The organism is Paenibacillus sp. JJ-223 (assembly GCF_927798175.1).
Lineage (GTDB): Bacteria > Bacillota > Bacilli > Paenibacillales > Paenibacillaceae > Paenibacillus > Paenibacillus hubeiensis.
This window is the reverse complement of sequence record NZ_CAKMMP010000016.1, coordinates 160431-186176: the sequence shown is the minus strand read 5'-3', so window position 1 is coordinate 186176 and position 25746 is coordinate 160431. Positions and strand designations below refer to the sequence as shown.

At 52.8% G+C, this 25746-nt stretch carries 22 protein-coding genes, 8 tRNA genes and 1 rRNA gene; all 31 read left to right on the top strand.

Translation table 11 applies throughout. The annotated features are described in order from the left end of the window. Window positions 1–99: ribosomal RNA gene (locus L6H98_RS25100) — 23S ribosomal RNA — on the top strand; the annotation flags it as partial. An 82-nt stretch (window positions 100–181) separates the two neighbouring features. Continuing rightward, a tRNA-Ser gene (locus L6H98_RS25095) sits at window positions 182–273 on the top strand. A 43-nt stretch (window positions 274–316) separates the two neighbouring features. Then, window positions 317–393, top strand: a tRNA-Met gene (locus tag L6H98_RS25090). Window positions 394–402: 9 nt separating this feature from the next. Continuing rightward, window positions 403–478, top strand: a tRNA-Val gene (locus L6H98_RS25085). Between the two features lie 5 nt (window positions 479–483). Beyond that, a tRNA-Thr gene (locus L6H98_RS25080) sits at window positions 484–559 on the top strand. Between the two features lie 9 nt (window positions 560–568). Then, a tRNA-Asp gene (locus L6H98_RS25075) sits at window positions 569–646 on the top strand. A 21-nt stretch (window positions 647–667) separates the two neighbouring features. After that, window positions 668–740, top strand: a tRNA-Phe gene (locus tag L6H98_RS25070). Window positions 741–753: 13 nt separating this feature from the next. After that, window positions 754–839: transfer RNA gene (locus L6H98_RS25065), tRNA-Tyr, on the top strand. A 6-nt stretch (window positions 840–845) separates the two neighbouring features. Next, window positions 846–918, top strand: a tRNA-Lys gene (locus L6H98_RS25060). A gap of 642 nt (window positions 919–1560) precedes the next feature. Then, entirely contained in the window at window positions 1561–2325 is a 765-nt protein-coding gene (locus L6H98_RS25055) for a helix-turn-helix domain-containing protein (RefSeq protein WP_236420412.1), read from the top strand. Between the two features lie 103 nt (window positions 2326–2428). Beyond that, window positions 2429–3553, top strand: coding sequence for a sn-glycerol-3-phosphate ABC transporter ATP-binding protein UgpC (gene ugpC / locus L6H98_RS25050; RefSeq protein WP_236420411.1), 1125 nt, complete (start codon window positions 2429–2431; stop codon window positions 3551–3553). A 281-nt stretch (window positions 3554–3834) separates the two neighbouring features. Then, on the top strand, window positions 3835–4773 hold the full coding sequence (gene hprK, locus L6H98_RS25045; protein WP_236420410.1) for an HPr(Ser) kinase/phosphatase: 939 nt from the start codon (window positions 3835–3837) through the stop codon (window positions 4771–4773). A 130-nt stretch (window positions 4774–4903) separates the two neighbouring features. Continuing rightward, window positions 4904–5944: a prolipoprotein diacylglyceryl transferase gene (lgt, locus tag L6H98_RS25040; protein ID WP_236420409.1), complete on the top strand. Its 1041-nt coding sequence runs from the start codon at window positions 4904–4906 to the stop codon at window positions 5942–5944. 7 nt (window positions 5945–5951) lie between these two features. Then, window positions 5952–6608: a pyrophosphatase PpaX gene (ppaX, locus tag L6H98_RS25035; RefSeq protein WP_236420408.1), complete on the top strand. Its 657-nt coding sequence runs from the start codon at window positions 5952–5954 to the stop codon at window positions 6606–6608. After that, window positions 6605–7132, top strand: coding sequence for an acyltransferase (locus tag L6H98_RS25030; protein ID WP_236420407.1), 528 nt, complete (start codon window positions 6605–6607; stop codon window positions 7130–7132). Before ppaX ends, L6H98_RS25030 begins: the two co-directional genes overlap by 4 nt. A gap of 395 nt (window positions 7133–7527) precedes the next feature. After that, window positions 7528–8715 (top strand): ATP phosphoribosyltransferase regulatory subunit, encoded by a 1188-nt coding sequence (locus L6H98_RS25025; protein ID WP_236420406.1) that lies wholly within the window; start codon window positions 7528–7530, stop codon window positions 8713–8715. Window position 8716: 1 nt separating this feature from the next. Next, entirely contained in the window at window positions 8717–9373 is a 657-nt protein-coding gene (hisG, locus tag L6H98_RS25020) for an ATP phosphoribosyltransferase (protein ID WP_236420405.1), read from the top strand. 29 nt (window positions 9374–9402) lie between these two features. Beyond that, complete coding sequence (gene hisD, locus L6H98_RS25015; RefSeq protein WP_236420404.1) at window positions 9403–10707, top strand: histidinol dehydrogenase; 1305 nt, start codon at window positions 9403–9405, stop codon at window positions 10705–10707. Next, a complete protein-coding gene (hisB, locus tag L6H98_RS25010; RefSeq protein ID WP_236420403.1) occupies window positions 10700–11323 on the top strand; it encodes an imidazoleglycerol-phosphate dehydratase HisB in 624 nt (207 codons plus the stop codon). Before hisD ends, hisB begins: the two co-directional genes overlap by 8 nt. A 3-nt stretch (window positions 11324–11326) precedes the next feature. Then, on the top strand, window positions 11327–11959 hold the full coding sequence (gene hisH, locus L6H98_RS25005) for an imidazole glycerol phosphate synthase subunit HisH (protein ID WP_236420402.1): 633 nt from the start codon (window positions 11327–11329) through the stop codon (window positions 11957–11959). Between the two features lie 163 nt (window positions 11960–12122). Beyond that, entirely contained in the window at window positions 12123–12854 is a 732-nt protein-coding gene (gene hisA, locus L6H98_RS25000; protein WP_236420401.1) for a 1-(5-phosphoribosyl)-5-[(5-phosphoribosylamino)methylideneamino]imidazole-4-carboxamide isomerase, read from the top strand. A gap of 33 nt (window positions 12855–12887) precedes the next feature. Next, entirely contained in the window at window positions 12888–13649 is a 762-nt protein-coding gene (gene hisF / locus L6H98_RS24995; protein ID WP_236420400.1) for an imidazole glycerol phosphate synthase subunit HisF, read from the top strand. Next, window positions 13642–14349: a bifunctional phosphoribosyl-AMP cyclohydrolase/phosphoribosyl-ATP diphosphatase HisIE gene (hisIE, locus tag L6H98_RS24990; RefSeq protein ID WP_236420399.1), complete on the top strand. Its 708-nt coding sequence runs from the start codon at window positions 13642–13644 to the stop codon at window positions 14347–14349. The genes hisF and hisIE overlap by 8 nt, the downstream gene beginning before the upstream one ends. Before the next feature lie 13 nt (window positions 14350–14362). Beyond that, on the top strand, window positions 14363–15187 hold the full coding sequence (gene hisJ / locus L6H98_RS24985; protein ID WP_236420398.1) for a histidinol-phosphatase HisJ: 825 nt from the start codon (window positions 14363–14365) through the stop codon (window positions 15185–15187). Between the two features lie 79 nt (window positions 15188–15266). Then, the gene (locus tag L6H98_RS24980; RefSeq protein WP_236420397.1) at window positions 15267–16214 is read left to right on the top strand and encodes a ribose-phosphate pyrophosphokinase; all 948 of its coding nucleotides are present in this window, start codon (window positions 15267–15269) and stop codon (window positions 16212–16214) included. 262 nt (window positions 16215–16476) lie between these two features. Beyond that, window positions 16477–18747, top strand: coding sequence for a helix-turn-helix domain-containing protein (locus L6H98_RS24975; protein WP_236420396.1), 2271 nt, complete (start codon window positions 16477–16479; stop codon window positions 18745–18747). A gap of 504 nt (window positions 18748–19251) precedes the next feature. Continuing rightward, window positions 19252–20850, top strand: a complete 1599-nt coding sequence (locus tag L6H98_RS24970; protein WP_236420395.1) for an extracellular solute-binding protein — start codon at window positions 19252–19254, stop codon at window positions 20848–20850. 121 nt (window positions 20851–20971) lie between these two features. After that, complete coding sequence (locus L6H98_RS24965) at window positions 20972–21871, top strand: ABC transporter permease subunit (protein ID WP_236420394.1); 900 nt, start codon at window positions 20972–20974, stop codon at window positions 21869–21871. A gap of 63 nt (window positions 21872–21934) precedes the next feature. Next, a complete protein-coding gene (locus L6H98_RS24960; RefSeq protein ID WP_236420393.1) occupies window positions 21935–22807 on the top strand; it encodes a carbohydrate ABC transporter permease in 873 nt (290 codons plus the stop codon). Between the two features lie 48 nt (window positions 22808–22855). After that, window positions 22856–23812, top strand: coding sequence for a TIM barrel protein (locus L6H98_RS24955; RefSeq protein WP_236420422.1), 957 nt, complete (start codon window positions 22856–22858; stop codon window positions 23810–23812). A 78-nt stretch (window positions 23813–23890) separates the two neighbouring features. Further along, window positions 23891–25672, top strand: coding sequence for a hypothetical protein (locus L6H98_RS24950; protein ID WP_236420392.1), 1782 nt, complete (start codon window positions 23891–23893; stop codon window positions 25670–25672). Window positions 25673–25746: the final 74 nt, after the last annotated feature.

The following is a 25746-nucleotide window of genomic DNA, read 5'->3' as shown; positions in this document are numbered from 1 at the left end:
TAGTAAGACCCCTTGAAGACGACGAGGTAGATAGGCTGGGGGTGGAAGTGCAGCAATGCATGGAGCTGACCAGTACTAATCGGTCGAGGGCTTATCCAAGAAATGCAGGTTCTAAGATCGCAGATTTCGTTTCGAATCCAGTTTTCAGAGAGCAATCTCTGAATGATCGTTAATTAGCTTTGGAGAGATACCCAAGTGGCTATAAGGGGACCCTCTGCTAAGGGGTTAGACTGCGTAAGCGGTGCGAGGGTTCGAATCCCTCTCTCTCCGCCATCTTTCAACTGGATGGACAAGCTTATAATACGATACTTAATATGGCGGCGTAGCTCAGCTGGCTAGAGCGTACGGTTCATACCCGTGAGGTCGGGGGTTCGATCCCCTCCGCCGCTACCATATTACCCAGGAGGCTTAGCTCAGCTGGGAGAGCATCTGCCTTACAAGCAGAGGGTCGGGGGTTCGATCCCCTCAGCCTCCACCATATACGCCGGTGTAGCTCAATTGGTAGAGCAACTGACTTGTAATCAGTAGGTTGGGGGTTCAAGTCCTCTCGCCGGCACCATTAATGTCTGGAACCGTGGTGTAGTTGGCCTAACATGCCTGCCTGTCACGCAGGAGATCGCGGGTTCGAATCCCGTCGGTTCCGCCATTAATCCTTACAATTAAATATGGCTCGGTAGCTCAGTCGGTAGAGCAGAGGACTGAAAATCCTCGTGTCGGCGGTTCGATTCCGTCCCGAGCCACCTTTCAAAACGTGGAGGCTTAGCGAAGTGGCCAAACGCATCAGACTGTAAATCTGCTCCCTTACGGGTTCGGTGGTTCGAATCCATCAGCCTCCACCAGTTTTTGAGCCATTAGCTCAGTTGGTAGAGCACCTGACTTTTAATCAGGGTGTCGAAGGTTCGAGTCCTTCATGGCTCATCTCACAAAAGAGTGATTAATCATTAAATTGATTAGTCGCTCTTTTTTTTGCATATCAGCGTGTTGCTGCGACCACGAAGGCGAGAACGTTTAAGATATGATAAGATAAATGTAAACGGCTATCTAAAGAGCCATAGGCGTGATCCCAATAAAGGGTTAGACAATTATAAGATTGTGTGTTTTATATTGCGGTTTTTATATCAGAAAATAAAGCAGAGTGGTGGCGTTCATAAGATGAAGCATGTTTCGGATCTTAAGCAGCGGATCGAGGAAATTTTAGACACTTCAATGAACACATTTCAATTTACTTTGGATGAGTGGAGTCAATACGAGAATCTCCTTCTCAGCTCAAATGATAGAGCAAATAATAGTACAGTCATGCTGGGTGTAGAACGGTCAGCAGACTGTGCAGGAAGCCTAACCATAGATCAACAAATATATTTTAAAATTGGCCGAAGTGCTGATCGTGAACATGTAATTTGCTGGGGGTGTTCTTCCGATCATCTGACGATAGAATCGCGCAGATTAATAGAGCTGTTGATTAGCAGCCATTCAGATGAAGCTCTTCATGAACAAACTGTAGGCGAGGGGAACGGCCAGGCGCAGCTTTTGATTGAGTTGGGCACCTGGCTTCTGGAGCAAATGAATCTGTCAAACGAAGGGTACAGTATCCCAGAACGTTTTCTGGCTGCAGGGCTGGGCGAGCATCTGGAACAAGAAAAGATTCCTTTCCTGTTACAGGGCGAGACGCCGGATGATCGGCGCGTTCATTCAAGCGAACTGAACAAGCTGCTCGAGAGCTATTTTGGTGAGGACATCGTTCTGATTCCCTTAGGAGAACAGGAGTGGGTATTTTTTGGTTCGGTTCAGACCGTTACGGCAGAGGCCGATGACGATACCACTGAGGCAAGGAAAGAGCTCTTGAATGCGTTTTGTCTTGGATTGTATGAGCTGATTGCCAGTGAATGGGCAGGCGGATTCCATTTGTCGGCAGCCTTGCCTTGTGTTCCTTACCAGCAATTGATATCTGTAACCTCTACACTTCGGGAGAGTGTAAAGCTGGGCAGATCGTTTCATGTCACTGAGCACATACATTTACCATGGAATTTGCATCTTGAACGATTGGTCGCGAGCATATCCGAACCGGAACGGCTGCGCTTTATAGAAGAGATCGGCAAGAACACATCGCTTTTCAACGACAGTGAGACGATGGGCACATTGGAGACGTTTTTCAGTCTGGATTGCAATGTAAGCGAGACCGCAAAAAGGATGTTTATTCATCGCAATACGCTGGTTTACCGTCTGGACAAGATCAAACATGAGATCGGATACGATGTAAGGAGCTTTGAAAACGCGGTGCTGGTCCGACTTTTACTGCTGATGTACAAAGTGACGAAAAAGCCGTGATATTTTTGTGCAGTTTGCGAATAGTCAAACATCCCTTCCGTAGGTTACACTGAATTTACAAAATGTATTCGATTACAAAACGATCTCTAAGGAGGCAATAATCATGGCTGGTGTACGTTTAGAGCATATTTTCAAAAAATACCCTGGTGCTGACAAAGCGACAGTTATTGACGTTAACCTGGACATTAAAGATAAAGAATTTCTGGTGCTGGTTGGTCCGTCCGGTTGTGGTAAATCCACAACGTTGCGCATGATCGCAGGCCTTGAGGAAATTTCTGAAGGTAAACTCTATATCGGTGACCGCGTCGTGAACGATGTTGCTCCTAAAGATCGCGATATCGCGATGGTTTTCCAATCCTACGCCTTGTACCCGCATATGAGCGTGTATCAAAACATGGCATTTGGTTTGAAATTGCGTAAAGTGAAAAAAGATGAAATCGACAAACGCGTTCGCGAAGCAGCCAAAATCCTCGATATCGAGCATTTGCTGGATCGTAAACCAAAAGCGTTGTCCGGTGGTCAACGTCAGCGTGTCGCACTCGGTCGTGCGATCGTCCGTGACCCGCAAGTATTCTTGATGGATGAGCCGCTCTCCAACTTGGACGCGAAATTGCGCGGTCAGATGCGTGCGGAAATCACCAAGCTCGCGAAACGTCTGGAAACGACTGTTATCTACGTAACGCATGACCAGATCGAAGCGATGACGATGGGTGACCGGATCGTTGTTATGAAAGACGGTATCATTCAACAAGCGGCTTCTCCGGAAGAACTGTACAACCACCCAGCGAACCTGTTCGTGGCCGGTTTCATCGGTTCTCCTACAATGAACTTTATCTCGGGTAAAATTGCGGAGCAAGGTTCCAACCTGCATTTCGTAGCTCCTGGCGTGGACGTTGAAATTCCACAAGGGAAAGCGCAATTGCTGAAATCCAGAGGATACGCTAACAAGGAAGTCATTCTGGGCGTTCGTCCTGAAGACATCCACGAAGAGCCGGTATTCTTGGAAGCTTCCCCGAACTCCGTGTTCTCTACGCATGTAGACGTAACCGAGAACCTTGGTCACGAAATGCTCCTCTACTTGAGCGGTGTAGGTAGCGACACTACGATTGCCCGCGTAGACGGACGTTCCAACACGCGTGAAGGTTCCACCGTTAAAATGGCGATCGACATGAACAAAGTTCATATCTTTGATAAAGAGACTGAAGCGAACGTTCTCCTTCAAGACTAATATCCCGGGGTTCCCCGTATGGTCGGATCCTGTGTTTGATACGTAATTATATAATGTAATTCGAGCCCCTTCCGTTGTTGCTGGAAGGGGCTTTTTACATCAGGAGTCCATGGTTCAGATTGCATTCGGTCCCGAATTCATTTAAGATTTATAGAAAGCTTGCGCCTTCATTTTCGGTGTAACCATTCTTAATTGATCAGGGGATTCCCCCGTTTGAATTCGAAGGACAAATATGACCAGATATACATAGATAAGCAGCCAATGCTGAAAGGAAGAGACAAATGGCGAAAAAAGTGAAGGTATCTGAATTGGTGCAGCAGTTTCAGCTTGAGGTCGTCTCTGGATCTCAAGGACTTAAGCGCTTCATTACCGTAGACGATTTGAACCGTCCAGGCCTGGAGATGGCCGGCTATTTTGAATACCACCCACAAGAACGGGTTCAGCTGTTAGGAAGAACAGAGCTGGCCTTTTTTGCAATGCTGCCGGAAGACGAACGCCGTGACCGGATGCAGAAACTTTGCACGGAGGAGACGCCATGCATTGTCGTTACGCGTGGACTTGAAGTGCCGACGGAACTGATCGAGATCAGCGAAGAGCAAAATTTGGCGGTGCTGCGCAGCAATATGGCAACGACGATTCTTTCCAGCCGCATTACCGGTTTCCTGGAACGGAAGCTGGCGCCAACCGCTACGATACATGGCGTGCTCTGCGACGTTTATGGCGTCGGCATGCTGATTACGGGAAGCAGCGGTATCGGCAAAAGTGAAACGGCATTGGAGCTCGTGAAGCGTGGACACCGTTTGATTGCGGACGATGCAGTAGAAATCCGTCAGACTTCCGACTTCCAACTGCACGGGACCGCTCCTGAATTAATCCGTCATCTTCTAGAGATTCGCGGGGTGGGCATCATTAACGTGATGACCTTGTTTGGTGCCGGTGCCGTGCGTAACAACAAACGAATTACGCTCGTCGTCCGCCTTGAAGCATGGCAGCAAGACAAACAATACGATCGTCTTGGTTTGGATGAGGAGACTACCCGGATCATTGATACGGACGTACCGCTCGTAACGATTCCGGTACGCCCTGGACGAAACTTGGCCGTCATCATTGAGGTGGCTGCGATGAATTATCGCCTCAAACAGATGGGACTCAATGCGGCACTGCAGTTTACGAATAAACTGACAGCAACGATTTCGGAAGATATGGAAGATATGGACTAGGCCATCTGGGATGTCTTCAAGAAGTGGATAGCGTGCAGAACTGACAGAGCGATTCAATGCTCTGTTTCTGCATGCATGAGAAGCTGGTTGGTACGAAAAAGTGTGAAGCAATTTATGGGAGTGTGAAGCAATGGACATGTATCTGCTGTTGAACCCAATCGCCTTCTCCATTGGTGCATTGAAGGTTCACTGGTATGGCCTGATCCTCGGCACGGCGGCATTGGTAGGCTTGCTGCTCGCGATTCGGGAGGGCAAGCGGTTCGGCATTCCTCAGGAAGTGTTCATGGACATGATCCTGCTGGGCGTACCGTCCGCCATTATCGGCGCACGTATCTATTATGTCGCGTTCAAATGGGAAGATTATAAGGACAACTTCTGGGATGTCTTCAAGATATGGAATGGCGGTATTGCCATCTATGGTGCATTGATTGGCGCAATTATTTGCGCGGTCATTTTCTTCCGCCGCAAAGGATACAATTTCTGGCGCATGGCAGATATTTGCGCACCTGGGTTGATTGTGGGCCAAATGATCGGCCGCTGGGGGAACTTCGTCAACCAAGAGGCGTATGGCGGGCCTGTGGAAGAATCTTTTTTGCGAGATAAGCTGCATTTGCCGGACTTTATCGTCAATCAGATGAATGTGGAAGGGGTATTTCATCATCCCGCATTTCTGTACGAATCCATGTGGAGCCTGGTTGGCCTGATTCTGCTGCTGATCCTGCGCAGACAAAAGTTTTTGCGTGCGGGCGAGCTGTTTATGTCGTATTTCATTTGGTATTCGATCGGGCGATTCTTCATCGAGGCGCTGCGTACGGACAGTCTGGGCTTCCAGGCGCCACAGTGGCTTGCTTCCCTGGTGAATGGACTATGGTCACCGATGACGGCGTTTGGTTTCGAACAAGGATACCTGGATCCTGCTTATGGCAATGTTAGAATTTCGCAGCTGTTGGCGATCGCCATTATTATCGCTGCGGCGGCGTTCATCATCGTAAGAAGGGTGACTGGTAAAGCTGAAGTACGTTACAGCGACCCGATTGTGTCGACCAAGGCGGTAATCGAACCTTCGGATGAGCTCCCGCACAGTGCCGGAACGGCGCGCAAGCCGGACTCGGCGGCAACGAACCATGAAGCCGAAGAGGAACGCGAATCTGCCGATGACAAAAAGGAGTAATGCAAGCATGATTGAAACGGTATTGTTTGATCTTGACGGTACGATTATCGATACGAATGATTTGATTATCAATTCGTTCCTTCACGTCATGGAGGGGTGGGAGAACTCTGCCCCCTGGACGCGGGAACAGATTATCCCCCATATGGGCGGCACGCTGGAGCAGCAGTTCCGGACGTTTTCAGGTCAAGAAGACGTGGCTGAATATATAAAAGGCTACCGGGCATACAATGATATTCATCATGAGGCAATGGTCAATCCTTTTCCTTATGTGAATGAGGTTGTGGAAGCCTTGCACCAGGCAGGCATCGTAATGGGCGTCGTAACGACGAAGATTCGTCCATCGACCCTCAAAACCTTGGAACGGTTCGATCTTACCAAGTACATGAAATCGATCGTCACGGTAACGGATGTAACCCATCCCAAACCACATGCCGAACCGGTATTAAAAGCGATAAAAGAGCTGGGCGCTGATCCGGCCAAAACGCTGATGATTGGCGACAGTCCGGTTGATATTCAATCTGCTAAAAATGCAGGAGCGCTCGCGGCGGGGGTTGCGTGGTCTCTCAAGGGCGAGGCCGTGTTAAACCAGTACGGCCCTGATTATATGCTGCATGACATGAGAGATCTGCTCGATCTGGTCGGTATCAAGTCGGAACGTTCATGAGAAAGGTGACCCGCTACCCCATTGAGGGACACAATGCGTTGTGGCACATTTATCGGACTGTAAGTCCTTGGAAGGGTGTGCGCAATTTCATCTGGGTCCAGTTGTCACGCTACTGTCCGATCCTTCCGGTCAAGAACTGGATCTATCGTCGCATGCTGGGCATGAAGGTAGGGGAACATACGGCCTTTGGGCTGATGGTCATGGTGGACGTATTTTTTCCGGAGAAGATTACAGTGGGCGAAAATTCGGTCATCGGTTATAACACCACCATTTTGGCTCATGAGTATCTCATCAAAGAGTACAGGCTGGGTGAAGTGATCATCGGTGAAAATGTGTTGATTGGCGCAAATTCAACCATTTTGCCTGGTGTGACGATCGGCGACGGGGCGGTTGTGGCCGCAGGCTCGGTCGTTCACAAGGATGTGGCGCCAGGGGCATTTGTAGGGGGGAACCCGCTGCGCGAACTGACCCGGTCCACGGTGGCTCAGGACGAACCTGCTGCGATGCCGGACCAGCGAATATAAACCAATGCAACCTGCAAGAACGGTTATAAACGTTGAAGGGAACAAGCTGCTTAGGCAGCTTTTTTTCATATAACCAGGAATGTGATGCGGAACGTTAGATAGGAGAGCATACCGACGTTTTTGTTTATATTGAATGCAGCATGATTCGATGGCTGGACCAACGTTCGCCTTATTGACGGTTAAGCCGGATTCATGTTATCATATGCCATATTCTTTAGTTTGTTAGCACTTTACCATACGAAAGTAACTTTGAAAATACATCGAGAATGTGGCGTCTATACCGAGCCATGAAGAATGAAATGAATTAGACCGAACGGGGATTTACATAAACAAATCCTGTTGGAAAGCGGTACGCGGACCAATCTCAAATTATCGACACGGGGTGAATCGTAACAATGTCCAAACCAAAAGGCTTTGAAAAACCGATCGGTTTTCGCGACTATACGCCACGCGTGGTGAGCAAGCTGAAAACCATTGAACGGAGCGTGCTGGAATGCATGGAGCGCTGGGGGTATCGCCAGATCATCACGCCAACGATCGAATTTTACGACACGGTAGGAGTGGCCAGCTCCACATCGGACCGCAAGCTGTTCAAGCTGTTAAGCAGCCGGGGAACGACGCTGGTGTTGAGATCAGACCTCACGGCACCGATTGCGCGTGTTGTTTCTTCTTTGCTGAAGGATGAGCCATTGCCGCTGCGGCTTTCCTATCATGCGAACGTATTTCGTTCCATCGAGGAAGAAGCCGGAAGAGAGGCCGAGTTCTTTCAGACAGGCGTCGAGCTGGTCGGCGACGATTCGCCGGAAGCCGATGCGGAAGTCGTTGCGCTTGCCATTGCTTCGCTGCAGGCTGCCGGCGTAACGTCCTTCAAGATCGCGATGGGTCATATGGGTTTCCTGAACGGCTTGTTGGAAGAGGTCATCCCGGGACAGACGCAGCAGCAGGAGGAATTGAAGGAGTATTTGCTCGGGCGGGATTACGTCGGCTATCGCGAATCCATTCGTGCATTGAAGCTTGCACCGGAGCTGCAGGAGCAGCTGGAGGCCATTCTTCGTCTACGCGGGGGCAAGGAAGTGTGCGATCACGCGGCAGGGTTAAGCCGCAGCAATGAGGCGGCACAGTCGATTGCCCACTTGTGTGCGGTATTTGAAGTATTGGAGGCGTACGGCGTCTCTGAGCATGTCCTGATCGACCTAACGATGATTGGCGATTTTTCCTATTATACAGGCATGACGTTCGAAGGTTATGCTGCGGAGTTGGGCTCGCCGGTATGCAGCGGCGGACGTTACGACAATTTACTGCAGCAGTTCGGACGCTCGCTTCCGGCGACGGGGTTTGCGCTGAAAACGAACCGGATCATTGATGGCGTGCACGGCATCGCAGTGGATGAGAAGAAAGCGGTGCTGATCGAATACGGCACCGAGCACCGGGCACAGGCGTTGGCGGAAGCGGGAAGGCTCCGGGGATTCGGCCAAAATGTCGTTACCCGTTTGATCGAGTCTGGAAAGACGGGAACAAACGAAGCGGAACACGCTCAATACGAGCAAGTCATCACATATCCATCCGGGAAAGGAGCGCGTTGAGATGTCGGATATATTGAAGGTTGCGATGCCGAAGGGGCGAATCTACAAAAAAGCTTCCAAACTGTTCCGCGAAGCCGGACTGGATATTCCAGTGGATGTGGACGATACCCGCAAGCTTGTCATTGAAGTGCCGGAAGCGGGCATGGAATTCATCATGGCAAAACCGGTGGACGTGCCGACATACGTAGAGTACGGGGTAGCGGACATCGGCATCGTCGGCAAAGACGTATTGCTGGAGGAAAACCGGGACGTGTACGAACTGCTTAATCTGGGCATTGCACGGTGCCGTATGTCGGTTATCGGTCTTCCCGATTGGACCCCCGGCATCCAGCAGCGGGTAGCGACGAAGTATCCGCGAATTGCTTCCCGGTACTTCCTGGAACAGGGTCAGCAGGTCGAGGTCATCAAGCTGAACGGGTCCATTGAGCTGGCGCCGCTGATCGGACTTGCGGACCGCATCGTCGATTTGGTGGAAACCGGGCAAACGCTGCGCGAGAACGGGCTGGTCGAAATGAACGGCATCCTCGATATCACCAGCCGATTAATCGCCAACCGGGTAAGCTACCGCATGAAAAACGGACGCATCCAAGCACTGTGCGATGCACTGCAGAAGGTCATCCCGGCTTCTTCCGAAGCACCGGCTGAATTATCGCAGTAATCAGGAATCGAGAGAAGGAGGTTACGGGCATGAAAGTGGTATCTGCGCGTGAATTCAATCTGAAACGGGAAGTGGACTATGGCACCCCGGAACAAAACGAAAAGGTACGGCGAATCGTCGGCGACATTCGCCGGGAGGGCGATGCGGCGCTGCTGCGGTACACCGAGCAGCTTGACCGCACCAGGCTGACGGCTGCGGACCTGCGGGTGCCGCAGGAGGAGCTGCAGGCCGCCTATGCAGCCGTCGAGCCTTCTTTCGTGGAAGCGATCCGGCAGGCCGCTGCCAACATTCGCGCGTTTCATGAGAAGCAGAAACGTAATTCCTGGATGGACTGGCAGCCGGACGGCAGTCTGCTGGGCCAGGTGATACGCCCGTTGAAACGGGTGGGCGTATATGTCCCTGGTGGTAAAGCAGCGTATCCGTCCTCGGTGCTGATGAACGTGATTCCGGCACAGGTGGCCGGGGTGCCGGAAATCGTGTTGGTGACGCCGCCGGCCACGAACGGCGGCGAGGGCATCGACCCGTACATTCTCGTTGCCGCTGCGGAAGCAGGCGTTCACGAGATGTACCGGGTAGGCGGCGCGCAGGCGATCGCCGCGCTCGCTTACGGCACGGAGAGCATCGCCCTGGTCGACAAGATCTGTGGACCGGGCAACATCTACGTGGCGCTCGCGAAGCGTGAAGTGTACGGCGCGGTCGACATCGACAGCATCGCCGGGCCGAGCGAGATTGCGGTCCTGGCCGACGACACCGCGAACCCGGTGTACGTCGCCGCCGACCTGCTCTCGCAGGCGGAGCATGACGAGATGGCGTCGGCCATTCTCGTCACCACGTCGGCCCCGCTGGCGGAAGCCGTGCGGGCCGAGGTGCAGCGCCAGCTTGAGGCGCTGCCAAGGCAAGCGATCGCTGCTGCTTCGGTGGAGCAGTACGGCGCGATCATCGTGGTCGATTCGATCGATGAAGGCATCGACGTGGTGAACCAGCTCGCGCCGGAGCACCTGGAGATCATGGTGCAGGAGCCGATGGCCGTTGCCGGCCGGATCGAAAATGCCGGCGCGATGTTCCTCGGGCCGTACAGCTCCGAGCCGGTAGGCGATTATTTTGCCGGCCCGAACCATATCATTCCGACGAACGGCACGGCAAGGTTCAGTTCGCCGGTCGACGTGGACGATTTTATCAAGAAATCAAGTCTGATCTATTACAGCAAGGAGGCGCTGCTCCAAAACGGCGCTGCAATCATAGAATTGGCCCGGCACGAAGGGCTGGAAGGACACGCGCGCGCGATTGCCGTGCGTCTAGAACAGGAAGGAAAGGCGGAATCGGATCATGAGTAATCCAAACCAAGGGGTAGAAAACGCAAGCGCGGTTCGCCGCGCTCAAGTGGACCGCAAAACGAATGAAACAAACATTCAGCTTGCGTTTGCAGTAGACGGAACCGGGAAGGCGAACATCGAAACAGACGTACCTTTTCTGAACCATATGTTGGACCTGTTCACCAAGCACGGACAGTTCGACCTGGACGTTCAGGCTCGCGGGGATATCGAGATTGACGACCATCACACGGTCGAAGACATCGGCATTTGCCTCGGACAGACGCTGCGCGAAGCGCTCGGCGACAAACGCGGCATCAAGCGGTACGCGAACGTGTTCATTCCTATGGACGAGGCGCTCGCTCAAGTCGTCATCGACGTGAGCAACCGTCCTCACTTCGAATATCGCGCACAATACCCGTCCCAGCAGGTGGGCAGCTTCTCCACGGAGCTGGTGCATGAATTCCTGTGGAAGCTGGCGCTCGAAGCGCGCATTACGCTGCACGTCATCGTTCACTATGGACAGAATACGCACCACATGATCGAGGCAGTGTTCAAGGCGCTCGGCCGTGCGTTGGATGAGGCGACTTCCATCGATCCACGCGTAACGGGCGTTCCTTCCACGAAGGGAGTGCTGTAGGCAATGGCGATTGCGATTGTCGATTACGGTATGGGGAACCTGCACAGCGTCGGCAAAGCGGTCGAGCGCCTTGGCTACGAAGCGTTGATCACCGGGGATCGTGAGGCGATCCTGGGTGCTGACGGAGTGATTTTGCCGGGCGTAGGCGCGTTTGGCGATGCGATGGTGCATCTCCGTGAAAACAATCTGGATGCCGTCGTGAAAGAGGCTGCAGCCGGCCCGAAGCCGCTGCTGGGCATTTGTTTGGGCATGCAGCTGCTGTTCAGTTCCAGCGAGGAGCATGGCGAACATGAAGGACTGGATATACTGCCAGGTAAAGTTGTTCGGTTTGCCCCGGGTGAGTTGAAGGTGCCGCATATGGGTTGGAACCGTCTGGAGTTTCGCCAGCCTGAAAACCCGCTGTTTACGGGGCTGGAGGAAGGGCATGTTTATTTCGTCCATTCCTATTATGCCCAGCCTGAAGTGGCAAGCGACCTGCTTGCAGTGACGGATTACGGACATCCGGTTACGGCCATCGTCGGCAGAGGCTCGAACTTCGGTATGCAGTTCCATCCCGAGAAGAGCGGCGAACTCGGCATGCAATTGCTGCGCAATTTCCTCGCGCTTACGGGTGGGCCGAACGTTATCTCTCGTTAATAGCAGGAGAACCACAAGGTACGGCGTTATCGCTGCCATGGTGCGGGCGCTGAGGGGAACGGCCGGAGCAGTAAATCGCGGGTTCAGCGGGTTCGGACGGGATCAGAACATTCATTTCATTTCATTTCATTTCAATTTCAAACATAGATTCGGGAGGCCTTGTATGTCATCTTTTATCATATATCCGGCGATTGATATCCGGGACGGCAAATGCGTACGATTGGTACAAGGAGATTACAACCAGGAAACGGTATATAACGATGATCCGGTGCAAGTCGCTCTTTCTTGGGAGAAGCAGGGCGGCACTTTTGTGCATCTCGTCGATCTGGACGGCGCCAAGGCCGGTCATCCGGTCAACGACGCTTTGATCGGGCGTATCGCTTCAGCGGTGCAGGTGCCCGTTCAAGTGGGCGGTGGCCTGCGGACAGTGGCTGACGTGGAACGTTTGCTAGGACTAGGTGTGAGCCGGGTAATCATCGGAACGGCGGCGATCGAGGATCGTGCATTTACCGAAGAAGTGCTGGGGCGTTATGGCGACAAGGTGGCTATCGGTATCGATGCCCGCAACGGTTATGTGGCAACACGCGGTTGGTTGGAAACATCGGAAGTTCAGGCAGAAGTGCTTGCCAAGGAACTGGCAGCCTTCGGCGCAGAGACGTTCATTTTCACCGATATCTCGCGCGACGGTATGATGCAGGGGCCTAATGTGGATGCGATCGTATCCCTGGCCAAGGCGAGCGGCCGCACGGTTATCGCTTCCGGCGGCGTGAGCGTGATGGACGATCTCGTCAAACTGAGCAAATACACGCAAGACGGCGTTGGTGGAGCGATCGTGGGCAAAGCGCTGTATACGGGCAGCATCGACCTGTCCGAGGCCATTCGTACGATCAAGTAGCGCATCAATCATTGGGGAGAGAGGAAGAGGGGCATGCTGGCAAAAAGAATCATTCCGTGTCTGGACGTCAAGGACGGCCGGGTTGTCAAAGGCGTTAATTTCGTCAATCTCCGCGATGCGGGAGATCCGGTGGAACTGGCGGCGCTGTACGACCGCGAAGGCGCGGACGAACTCGTGTTTCTCGATATCTCCGCTTCCGTGGAAGGCCGCGAAACGATGGAAGAGGTCGTGCGGCAGACGGCGGGAGAGATCGCTATTCCGTTTACGGTAGGCGGAGGCATCTCGAAGGTGGATGACATGAAACGCATTTTGCGCGCAGGCGCAGACAAAATCGCGGTGAATACGGCTGCCGTGCTGAACCCGCAATTGATTGCGGACGGAGCACGGCGTTTTGGCTCCCAATGCATCGTGGTGGCGGTGGATGCCAAGTATAACGAAGCATGGGGAGAATGGGAAGTGTACACCCACGGCGGACGCAAGCCATCCGGAATCAAGGCGCTGGAGTGGGTGAAACAGGCCGAAGCGCTGGGCGCCGGAGAAATCCTGTTGACCAGTATGGACGCGGACGGAACCAAGGACGGGTTTGACCTGAAACTGACGGCCGCGGTATCCGAATCGGTACGGATTCCGGTCATCGCTTCCGGCGGCGCAGGCAAGGAGTCCGACTTCTATGACGTGTTCACGGCAGGCAAAGCCGATGCGGGCCTTGCGGCTACGATTTTCCATTACAAGGAAATCGCTGTGCCGGAGTTGAAGAAACATTTGAAAGAACAAGGGGTGGAAATCCGTGAGTAACGTAAGCAGAGAAATCAGGGAACAGTTGTCCCTGGAGCAAGTGGTCGAGCATATCCGTTGGCAGGACGGGCTAGTGCCCGCCATCGTGCAGGATGCAACTACCAACGAAGTGTTGATGATGGCATACATGAATCGAGAATCGCTGAAATTGTCGCTCGAATCGGGAGAGACCTGGTTCTGGTCGCGTTCCCGACAAGAGTTGTGGCATAAAGGCGCAACGTCCGGAAACGTGCAAAAGATTACTTCGATCAAATACGATTGTGACGGAGATACGCTGCTGGTAGCGGTCAAACCGGATGGTCCTGCTTGCCATACCGGCGAGGTAACGTGCTTCCACAACGAAATCGTGGGTTTGCCGCAGCAAACTGACGGCGAAAACGCGGCAGCTTCCCCGGCCTCGGGACGGTTTGATGTGCTCGCCGAGCTGGAGTCGGTCATTGCGGAACGTGAACGCGAGCGTCCGGAAGGAGCGTACACCACATATCTCTTCGATAAGGGCGTCGATAAAATTTTGAAAAAAATCGGCGAGGAAGCGTCCGAGACGATCATCGCCGCCAAAAATAAGGATAATGAAGAGCTCCGCCTAGAGGTTAGCGATCTGCTGTACCACTTGCTCGTCTTGCTGCAGGAGCGAAAGCTGCCGCTGGACGACATCATGTCCGAATTGAGCCGTCGCCATGAGCGGCCACGCCGCGATTAGGGGGCAGCCACTTATGCGGATCGATTATCATACGCACCATGAACGCTGCGGTCATGCCGTCGGCAAGCTGGAAGAGTATGTACAGCGTGCGGTAGAGATGGGCTTTTCCCACATCGGGTTGTCTGATCATATGCCGCTGCTGCACGTCGACCCGGCTCAGTATTATCCGGAGATGGCCATGCCGATGGACGAACTCCCGCGTTATGTGGAGGAATGCTTCTCCTTGAAGGAGCGGTACCGCGGACAAATCGAAGTTCGTGTCGGGCTTGAAGGCGACTACATTGAAGGCTGGGAAAATGAAATCCGCGCCATCATCGAACGATATCCATGGGATTATGTGATCGGTTCGGTCCATTTTCTCGGCGAATGGGACATCACCGACTTCAGGCAGACGCATGGCTGGGAAGGACGCGACGTGCTGGAGGTATACCGTCAATATTATGATGCCGTCGGCAAAGCCGCAGCTACCGGCATGTATGACATCATGGGACATACGGACGTGATCAAACGTTTCGGACATGTACCGGCGGAGGAGCAGACCGGAGAACGCATTGCACTGGAAAATGCAGCGCTTCAAGCTATTGCCCGCAGCGGCTGCGTAATGGAGCTGAACGCATCCGGCTTGACCAAACCCTGCGCCGAGATGTTTCCAAGCCGGCGCATGCTGGAGGAAGCCCTCCGACTGGGCATTCCGCTGACGCTTGGATCGGATTCTCACGATCCGAAGAAGCTTGGCGAGAATCTGGAGCATGCCGAAGCCCTGCTCGCAGAACTTGGTTGTACGGAGGTTGCCGTGTTCGAAGGCCGGCGCCGTTCTTTCGTTCCTTTAAATGTATAGGGCACTGGAGTATAATAAGCTTGAAAGTCCTGATGCATCAAAGGACAATTAAGGGGCGTTAACGCTCGGGAGGGGCATTATGCAACAATCATTACGTATTTTTTCCGGTTCTTCGAACCCGAAGCTGGCGGAAGAGGTATGCGACAAGCTGGGCGTTGAGCTGGGCAAAATCAAGCTGTCTCGGTTCAAGAGCGGGGAAATCTACGTTCACTACGAGGAAACCATTCGCAATTGCGATGTGTTTCTTGTGCAGTCGTTGTCTCATCCGATCAATGAACTGTTTGTGGAGCTGCTCGTCATGATCGATGCAGCCAAGCGGGCTTCTGCCCGTACAATCAACATCATCGTTCCTTATTATGGATATGCCCGGCAGGAACGCAAGTCTGCCCCGCGCGAACCGATCTCCGCCAAGATGGTCGCCGATGTGCTGACCACGGCCGGAGCAAGCCGCGTGGTTACCATTGACCTGCATGCCGCGGCCATTCAAGGCTTCTTTAACATTCCGGTCGATCACATGACTTCCCTTGATTTGATCAGCGATTATTTGCTCAGCAAAGGGATCGAGAATCCGGTCGTCGTATCGCCGGATGCCGGCCGGGCCTCCATGGCCGAGAAGCTGGCGAATCGCCTGGATTCCCCGTTCGCGATCATGATCAAAAAGCGTCCAAGCCATAACGAATCGGTGATTACGCATGTCATCGGGGATGTGGAAGGCCGGACGCCGATCATCATTGAAGATTTGATCGACACGGGCACGACGATTCTGAACGTGGTTGAAGGATTGAAGGAACGCGGATCGAAAAATGTGTACGTGTGCGCAACGCACGGTCTTTTTTCCGACGGCGCATTAAGCAAGCTGGATCACCCTTCGATCGCCGAAGTGGTCGTTACGGACTCGATTGCTCTGCCGGAATCGCATCCGAATTGCGTCACCGTACTACCGGTCGCACCTATGCTGGCCAGAGCGATACGCATCATCGTCGATGGCGGCTCGATGGCGACGCTGTTCAGGGATTCCGGAATTTAGTGAAGGCGGCAGCGCCTTGTTTTCAATCTCCGTGTCGGGGCGGTCGCCGCTCTGCACGGTTTTTTGTCATGCGTGGTTAAGGTATCCGGATCACATCCGCCAGAATCTCTGCTTTGTCTCTCCATGCGATGTGTTATAATACAGAAAATTGGTACGGAATCACCTGCTGGTTACCCATTTTTGTGGTGTTGCACCAGATCTTTCGAATACAGCAGAACCGCAGCCGGGCGAAGTGGCAGCGAGAAATGAGGAGTGGGTTCCATTGTCACGTACATGGTATTATCGCTTACTGTTTTCGTATTTTCCCATTTTTCTGCTTACCGTGACGATCATCATCTTTATTGCCTTTGTATTTGTAAACGACATTTCCAGGGAGGAGACCCGGAAGGCGGACCGGATATCGTCCAGCTATCTCGTGGACAACGTGGACCGGATTATTCGGGATATTGAGTTATCCGTCCTAAACTCGGTGGAAGCTAACCCTGCATATAAACTCTATTTCAACAACCAAGGCCAGGTCAGCCGAGATGCGGTGTATGCCATTGCGCAGAATTTGCGGGAATTGACCAATTCGTCTTCCAACATTCAATCCATCTACTTATATGACAAGATTAATGAAAGCGTTTTAACAGTTAGCGGGTCCAAAGAGATTGAGGGTTTTTCCGACAAAGCCTGGATTGACGAGATCGCCTCAGGGGCTGTAGGACCGGGCTGGCAGCCTGTCAGGGAATACAATGCCGGGTTGGTCCAGCGGACGCCGGTTCGCGTACTGACCGTCAACAAGGAGATGCCTCTGCCGTTCGGCTCGGAAGGCGTGCTTGTCATCAACGTAAAGATGAGCAGCATCGAACAGAGCATTGATAGCATGGTGAACGGACAACTATCGTTTATGACGATCCTTGACCATAACGGTCAGGTCGTATACGACGCGCATTCAGACCACGAGGGCGTGGCGAACGGAAGAAAACTGAACACCCTGACGCTGGAAAGGCTGGGATGGACATTCACCAGCGGCATTAAGGCAGGCAATCTTTTTGGATGGGTATCCGTCATTTCCTATGTGTGGGTGGGCATTGCCTTTGTCACCGTCGTGTGCTCCATCATTTATATCGTTTATATCACGCGTCGCAACTACAAACCGATCCAGGTCATCATGAACCGGATCGAGGCCCATCAGATTCGAACGATGGAACAATCGGGCTCCCGCACGGATGAGATGAAGCTGATCGACGGCGTTCTGGAGAACCTGATTAACCACATGATGGACTACGACAAAAAAAGCAGGGAAAATATGCTGCTGCAGCGCAGCAAGCTTTTCAACGACCTGCTGCACGGCGAAAATCTGGACGGCATTATGGAGCGTCTGCAGGAGCTCTCCCCGCTATCGGGCTTCGATGATTCGAATTCGGCGCGGTTTGCCGTCGTTGTGGGGGAGATCAACCGGTTTGAAAAAGTATTCCAACAGAAATACACGCGAAGCGAGCAGAACACGCTTCGATTTGCGTTAATGAACGTATTGCAGGAGTTGTCCCGCGATCAAGGGCTGCAATGCTGGACAGAGTGGATCGGCGCCGACCGGGCCGCCATTCTGTTCTTGTCAACGGGGAACGAAGCAGAAACGACGGAGCAGATTAAAGCGGTTGCCGAGGAGTGTCGGGATTGGGTCGAGCAGAATTTGCGCATCCCGCTGAGCTTCGGCATTGGACCCATTGCGGAAGGGGCGGAACATATCCGTCATTCTTATGCAGCGGCAGAAGCGGTCCTGCACCGCAAATTGCTGATGAACGGAGACGTAGCACTGGCCGCCGAAAGCGGCGAGACGCCCCAGCGTTTATTGGTGACCTATTCCTGTTTGCAAATGATCTCCGAGTTCGTGAAACGGTTCCGCATGTCGAGCAGTCAGTGGCGGGATCAACTGGAGGAAATGTTCGAGGCGTTCGAGCAGAACCAACTGCAGGATGACCAGATTCGTTCCTTGATCCAGGCGATGCTGCAGATGTTGAGCCGCGAAGTAGCGGTCATGTCGGAGCAACTGCAGGAGCAATTGTCCGAAGAACGGATCGGGGAACGTTTGAAACGAATGGATGAGGCCGAAACATTCGAAGAGGTCAAAGCGCTGCTGCTTGATGATCTGACCGACTTATTCCGAACGTATGTCTCCGCCAGCGAAACGAAGAGTTACCGGGCCATGGTCAACGAAATGAAAAATTACATCGAAGAGCAGTTTGCCAATCCGGACCTTTCGCTGAAGCATTTGAGCGAGCGCTTCCAGATCTCCGGCAAACATGCGAGTTATTTGTTCAAGACCGAGTTCAACATGAAGTTCGTTGATTTTGTCACCGAGCTCCGCATGAAGGAGGCCGAGCGGCTTCTGCTGAATTCGGATCTGTCGCAACAGGATATCGCCCTGAAAGTGGGATATGCCAATGCGATCTCCTTTGGGCGCGTGTTCAAACGGATCGTCGGCATTACGCCGGGAGACTATCGCCGTTTAAAGCGTGAGCCCCCGGCAGCAGCCGATGCGAATCACTAAAAAGCTGCGGGGAAATCAGACGTACTTTGTTTCGTCATATTCTCGAAGGAACTCTGCTAATTTCGGATCATGATTATTGAACCAGAGGGGCGGAATCCGTGCAGGCGCTCTCCGTCAGGAGATCCGTCCTGCCGGATCGCCTTTTTGGTTTACCGGCGTAATCGCTCTTTCAAGGCGTCACATGGGTTTTGTCCGTTTATTGTGTGAGGGCGTACCTTGTTATCATGGCTCTCATTTCGTGTCTTTACGAAAATAGGCAGTGCATGAAAATGGTTTATTCGTTCAAACCACGGGAATAACATCCGGTAGGACGCAGAGAGCGGTATGTGCGGTCAGAGCGGTCATGGTTATGAAACGGGAACATCTGCGAAAATAGGCAGCAGGCATAAACCATAATCCGTATGTAAGCGTTTCCGAAACTGGTTTATTGCTGAAGTGCGATGCCATATGAAATACTCGGTGCAGGCTTCAATCAATCACGCAAAGTCAAAGGAGATGACACAAATGACAGGAAGAGCACCCAAGGGGAGTCTAAAGAAATGGGTTGGGATGGCGCTTACGATGGTTATGGCCGTATCCCTGCTTGCAGGCTGTTCGTCTTCATCGGAACAAGGCACAGCAGATAACGGCTCGTCGGGCGATCGTGTAACATTAAAGGTCGAGATTTTTGATCGCGGAAACAGCCCTGCTCCGCAAACGATTACCAGCAACTACTTGCAAAAGCTGGTGCAGGAACGTTTTGGGGATCCGAATAACATTGACGTACAATTCGTGCCGATCCAACGTTCCGAAGAAGTAACGAAGCTCAACGTGCTGATGGCCAGCAACACCGATGTTCCTGATATCGTATTTGTGTATGACTCCAGCGTGTTTTACCGTTATGCCCAGCAGGGCGGTCTGACTGACGTCGGCGAGCTGCTGGACCAGTATGGACCGAATCTTAAAAAATTCCTCGGCGAAGATACATTGAAGTTCGGCCAGGTGGAGGGCCAGCAATTCGCGATCCCGGGCAAACGCGCCATTACGGGCCGCTACAGTTCCTACATCCGTCAAGACTGGCTGGATAAACTGGGCTTGCCTGTACCGAAGACAACCGATGAGCTTTATACCACGTTGAAAGCGTTTAAAGAGAAAGATCCGGGACAGCTCGGAAGCAAAAACATTCCGATGGGCATGGCGCTGGCACCGGCTCAATTCGAAACGTTAATCTATTCTTTCATTAAACCGGTGAGCGGAGACCTGACTTACGGACAGCGTTACGAGCTGCCGCTTCATGACGGATTCAAGGATGCGATGCAGTTCCTGAACAAGCTGTACAACGAGGGACTGATTAGCAAGGATTTCAGTTTGGACGAGGACAAGGCCCAGTTGGCCAAAGATATCCAAAACGGAAATACGGGGTACTGGTCCGAAGACGTCGACGCGATGTTTTATGCCGACGGTACCATCGACAACTTGAAGAAGAACGTGCCTGATAGCAAAGTGCTGCCGGTAGACGTATATACGAACCCCAATGCGGACAATAAGCATATCAAATCACGGTACGGAACGAACGGGATGTACATCATGATTCCGAAGAGCAGCAAACGTGCCGTAGAGGCCGTCAAATACTTGGATTGGATGGCGTCCGACAATAACTTGAGAGACATCTACAGCGGCGTTGAAGGTGAGAACTATGAGCTGGTTGACGGAATTCCGGTCGTTAAAGAAGACGCTTCTCAAGAAGCCAGGGATCGCCTGTTCAACGCGGGAGACATGGCAATCATCTCGAACGGTAAAAACATCGGCGACCAGGCTACCAACGAAAAGGCATGGATCATGGGCTTCCCTGAACGAAATCAGGGATTGTTGAGACAGTCCATCGACATCGCCAATACCGATACCGTGGGTCCGATCATCTTTGACAAGCCGATTCAGGCCGAGATGAAATACAGCACCGCACTGAAAGATAAGCTCAACGTCATTATCGTCAAAACGGCAATGGCCAAACCATCTGAATTCGAAGCGGTATACGAGCAGGAAATGAATGATTACATGTCCTTGGGCGGCGCGGATTTGAAGAAGGAGCTTGAGGAGGCATTACAGGGAACTGCAGCCAAATAATGCGTGGTGTAATGCACCGCTGAACGGTTTAGGTTGCCTTTGCCTGTGGCTATTAAAAAAAGAGACGTGTGCCGCCGCTGCCGGCGGCACGCAGTTTCTCCGTAGATAGGAGGAGAACGACTTGACCACATCATACTTTAAACGGTATTGGCAATTGTATGCACTGCTTTCGCTGCCCTTGCTCTATTTCCTCATTTTCCGTTATGGCCCGATGTACGGCGTGCAAATCGCCTTCAAAGATTTCAACCTGTTCCAGGGCATTAACGGCAGCGAATGGATCGGTTTTGATGCCTTCCGCGAAGTGTTTGCCATGAGGGATTTCTATACGACTCTTCGCAACACGTTTATGTTGAATTTTCTGGATCTGGTTGTCTCGTTTCCGGCACCGATTATTCTGGCCATCATGCTGTATGAAATCCGCTTCAAATGGTTCAAGAAAGTATCGCAAACGATTCTGTATATTCCGCATTTCATCTCCTGGGTCATTATCGGGGGGATCGTGTACCAATTGTTCGGCAATCAGTCCGGTATGGTAAACGGCGTGCTGGAAAGCATGGGACTGAACACCATTCCGTTCCTGACCGAAAAAAATCCATGGCTTGTCACTTATCTCTTCACTGGCGTGTGGCAAAGCGCGGGTTGGGGCACGATTCTTTATCTAGCTGCGCTTACCGGCGTGAATAAAGAATTGTTCGAGGCAGCCGAAGTCGATGGCGCTTCGCGTCTGAGAAAAATATGGCACATTACGCTGCCGGGAATCCGCACCACCATTGTCACGCTGCTCATCCTCAATTTGGGGAAAATGGTCAGCATCGGCTTTGACCGCCCCTACATCATCGGGAACACGGCCGTACGCGAGTACTCGGATGTTCTCAGTACCTTCGTATACCGGGTTGGTCTAGAATCGGGCCAATATACCATTGCGACCGTCGTTGGCTTATTTCAGGCCGTGGTCGGGCTTGTGTTCGTGCTTGGTTCCAACTACATTTCGAAAAAAGTGACCGGAGACGGCATTCTATAGCCCCTGGCGGGCAATATCGCATATGTCTGTTTGGAAGAACTGTATAAAGGAGTTGTGGAGCCTATGAGTGAACGCACCTCAAACCGGATTTTCGATATCGTTAATATCTCATTTGTTGCTTTGTTTGTGCTGTTCTGCCTGGCACCGTTCTTGCACACGATCGCAATCTCGCTTAGCTCCAACCGCGCGATTACGTCCGGGGAAGTAACCATTTTCCCTAAAGAGTTCAATTGGGATGCCTATGTCAAAGTGTTCTCCGATCATTCGATGCTCTATTCGCTTGGGTACACGATCATTCTGACCATCGTGACTACGGTGCTGTGCATGGTCTTCACGATTGCTGCTGCGTATCCCCTCACCAAGAAAAAACTGAAGGGGCGCAAGCTGTTCATGTACGTCATCATTATCACAATGTTTTTCAGCGGCGGCATCATTCCCGAATACCTGCTGATTCGCGATCTGCACCTGTTGAACTCGGCATGGTCGCTAATTCTCCCGGGCTTGGTCAGCCCATTTAACTTGATCATTATGATTTCTTTCTTCTACAGCATTCCGGAGTCGCTCGAAGAATCGGCCGAAATCGACGGCAGTTCGCATCTGCATACGTTGTTGAAAATTGTATTGCCTTTATCGATGCCGGTGATGGCGACCCTTGCTCTCTTCTATGCGGTCGGACGCTGGAACGGATTCCAGGATTCCTTGATGTATATCAACGACCCGCAGCTGTACCCGCTTCAACTGAAGCTGTTCCAGATGGTGCAAAACAACATGGTGAGCGAGCTGACGCAAATGGAAGGTGCCAACCGCACGGCGCTGACGCCGGAGAGCCTCAAAGCGGCTACGGTGATCTTCGCTACGGTGCCCATCCTGCTCGTTTATCCTTGGCTGCAAAAGTACTTCGTCAGCGGTGCGATGCTTGGGGCCGTTAAAGGCTAAGTTGGCGAGAAGAGATATCCATGTATTCGAAAGGAGTGCAAGCTGATGATGAACGGGACGGACAAGGGCGAGTATTCGTTCTCGACCTGCTGGAATATCAAGCGTCATACGTCCGGAGCCGATATGGTGCAGGAAATCGCCGATCTGGGATTCCGCCGGGTGGAGCTGAACTATAATGTGACGAAAGATATGCTCGCAACCATTGAGCCGATGATTGAACGTGGGGAGATCGGCATATCCAGCGTGCATAACACGTTCCCCCACGTACCGGATCCCGATTACGGCACGGATTCCGTGCTGCTCGGATTTGAGGATGAGGAAAAAAGGAAAAGGGCGATCGAGCTGCTCGTCGGGTCGGCCGAATATGCCCATCGTTATGATGCGGAAGCCGTCGTGGTACACCCGGGGGAAGTGCCGTTCGAGCCGGACATCAGCAAAGAACTGTCACGGTTGTACCACGATGAAGGTAAAGATTCCCTGGCCTATCGAAGCAAATGGGAAGAATTGATGGAGCGACGCGAGGCGCTTGCTGCCGGCTACGTGCAAAAGATTATCGCCAGTCTCGATGAGGTCTGCAACAAGGCGATATCCAAGGGCATAAAGGTTCGATTCGGCATCGAGACCCGTTCCAGGCCACAGCAGATCCCCACTCTTGCAGAAGCGAAAACGATTATTCAGGCGCTCCGCGGCGCCCCTGTCGGCATCTGGTACGATACGGGCCATGCCATCATGATGGATCGCCTCGGCCTGTATGACAGCGTAGGGGAGATGGATGGATTGATGGATGATATCGTAGGAGTCCACATCCACGAGACGCTGGGCCTTTCCGACCACTGGTGCCCGTATGTGCACAGCAAGGACATGAACTTTTACGACGCATACTTGCCGATGATCCGGCGGGCGCAGGTCAAGGTATACGAGCTGAAAGCCGCCTGTAAGCCCGAAGAAATCCATGAAAGTCACGCGTTGTTAATGTCCAAATTGGCGGAAGCGGCGTATTCATAAAACATCGCGCATGCGGGCCAAGGGTAAATGCAGAGCTTTGGTAAAACGATAAATGCCTGGGTACGGAGGGAAAGACGCATGTACAAACAACTGGTGGAGCGCAATGACAAGGCTGTAGAAAAGGGATTATCCCGGCAGGTGCTTGATCCGGACAGCCGTTATTACGGAGGAACGATCGATCCGTACACGGGAGTGGCCTGGGTAAACCATACCACAGGCACGCCGACGGATATGTGTTACTGGGGCACCGCGCTCGTGAATCCGGCATCGGCCTATTACCGGGACGAGGCGCTTTTGGAACGGTTGTTGCTGGCGACGGAGTTTGTGCTTCGCCACCAGCACGAGGACGGTTCCATCTCCCCGGGCTGGACGAATTATCACTCTCCGCCGGATACGGCGTTTGTCGTTGTAGGGTATGCCCAGTTATATCTGGTATTGCAGCAGCAGGCATGGCCGCCGCTGCAGCCGGTACTGCACAACATGCGCCTGTTTCTGGAACGAACCATGCCGGTCATGTTGACCGGTGGCTGCCATACGCCCAATCATCGCTGGGTTCTATGCGCGGCGCTCGGTTTTCTGTACCGGATATTCGGGCAGGAAGAGGCGCTGCAGCGCGCCGGGCAATGGCTGGCAGAGGGCATGGACATTACGCCTGCCGGGGAGTGGACCGAGCGCAGCAACGGCATATACAGCGCAGTGAGCGATATTATGCTCATTCATGCCGCGCGATTGCTGTCCCGGCCGGAATTGCTTGAACCGGTGAGGCTCAATCTGCGCATGATGGCATATCTTGTGCATCCTTCCGGCGAAATTGTGACGGACTACTCGGGACGGCAGGATCTGGGGCAAGTTCATGATCTGTCGCCTTATTATCTGTCCTATGCGATCATGGCCAAACTGGACGGCGATCCGCTGTTTGCCGGCATGGCCGAATGGGCGGCAGAGTCGCTGACGGATCCGGGCGTTTGCTCGGTCAACGCACTCGTCAGGCTGATGCTGGAGCCCGATTTGCAGGAAACGCAAGGCGGCCGACTTGATCTGCTCGATCAGTATGAGGTCATGTTGAACGGAAATTTTGATCGGGAGCAATATTTGGGACGGATGGATGAAGCAGGCCATCATGGCCGCATCAGCCACAGTCGCATGCATACGGACTTTGGCGCGCCGGTGGCCCGCATTCGCGATGGAAAAACGAGCGTGACCGTAATGACGGAGGTGCCTTCGTTCTTTGCGCTGCGGCACGGAGCCGTCCGTTTGTTGGCCGTGCAGCTGGCCTCCTACTTTAACCCCGGTTATGTACCCATGCAGCAAATGAGGCAAACGGAGTCCGGTTACAGTCTGATCGGCGAACAGAAAAAAGGATATTATGGCCCCGTGCCCACAAACCGGTTGCCATTGTCGGCCAACACACCAACCAGCCCGTGGTACTTGCTTCCCCATCAGGAGAGGGAGCTTACCCATGAGCAGACATTTAGCGTGCATGCCGAGGTGGCGCAAACGAAAGACGGTTGGACGCTGGACCTGGCAGGCGAAAACCCGCAGGAGATCATGATGCAGCTGTCCTTCGTGTTTGGCAGCGAAGGCGAGCTGTCCTCAAACGGGCTGGTGGAAACGAAGAAAGGCGGCCCTTATTTCTGGGAAGGCGGCACATTGCGCTATGCCTGCGGCGGGGACTGGATCGAATTGACCGGTGGCGAGCTGGGTCATCTGGCGGCAACGGTGCGTGAAGCCAAGCTGCCGGACGGCTGCCAGGTTGTGCTGGTCAATTTCATGACGCCGTTTCGCAAAACCATTCATATTTCGCTATCGCCGTCCATGGCGGCAAATACCCTAAACACGATATTAGACGAAAAGCGCTGATGCAGACCCAAAAGATGACGTGCCCTTCAACAATCAGGAAGGAGCCGTCATTTTTTTTTGCAATTTTTGCATAA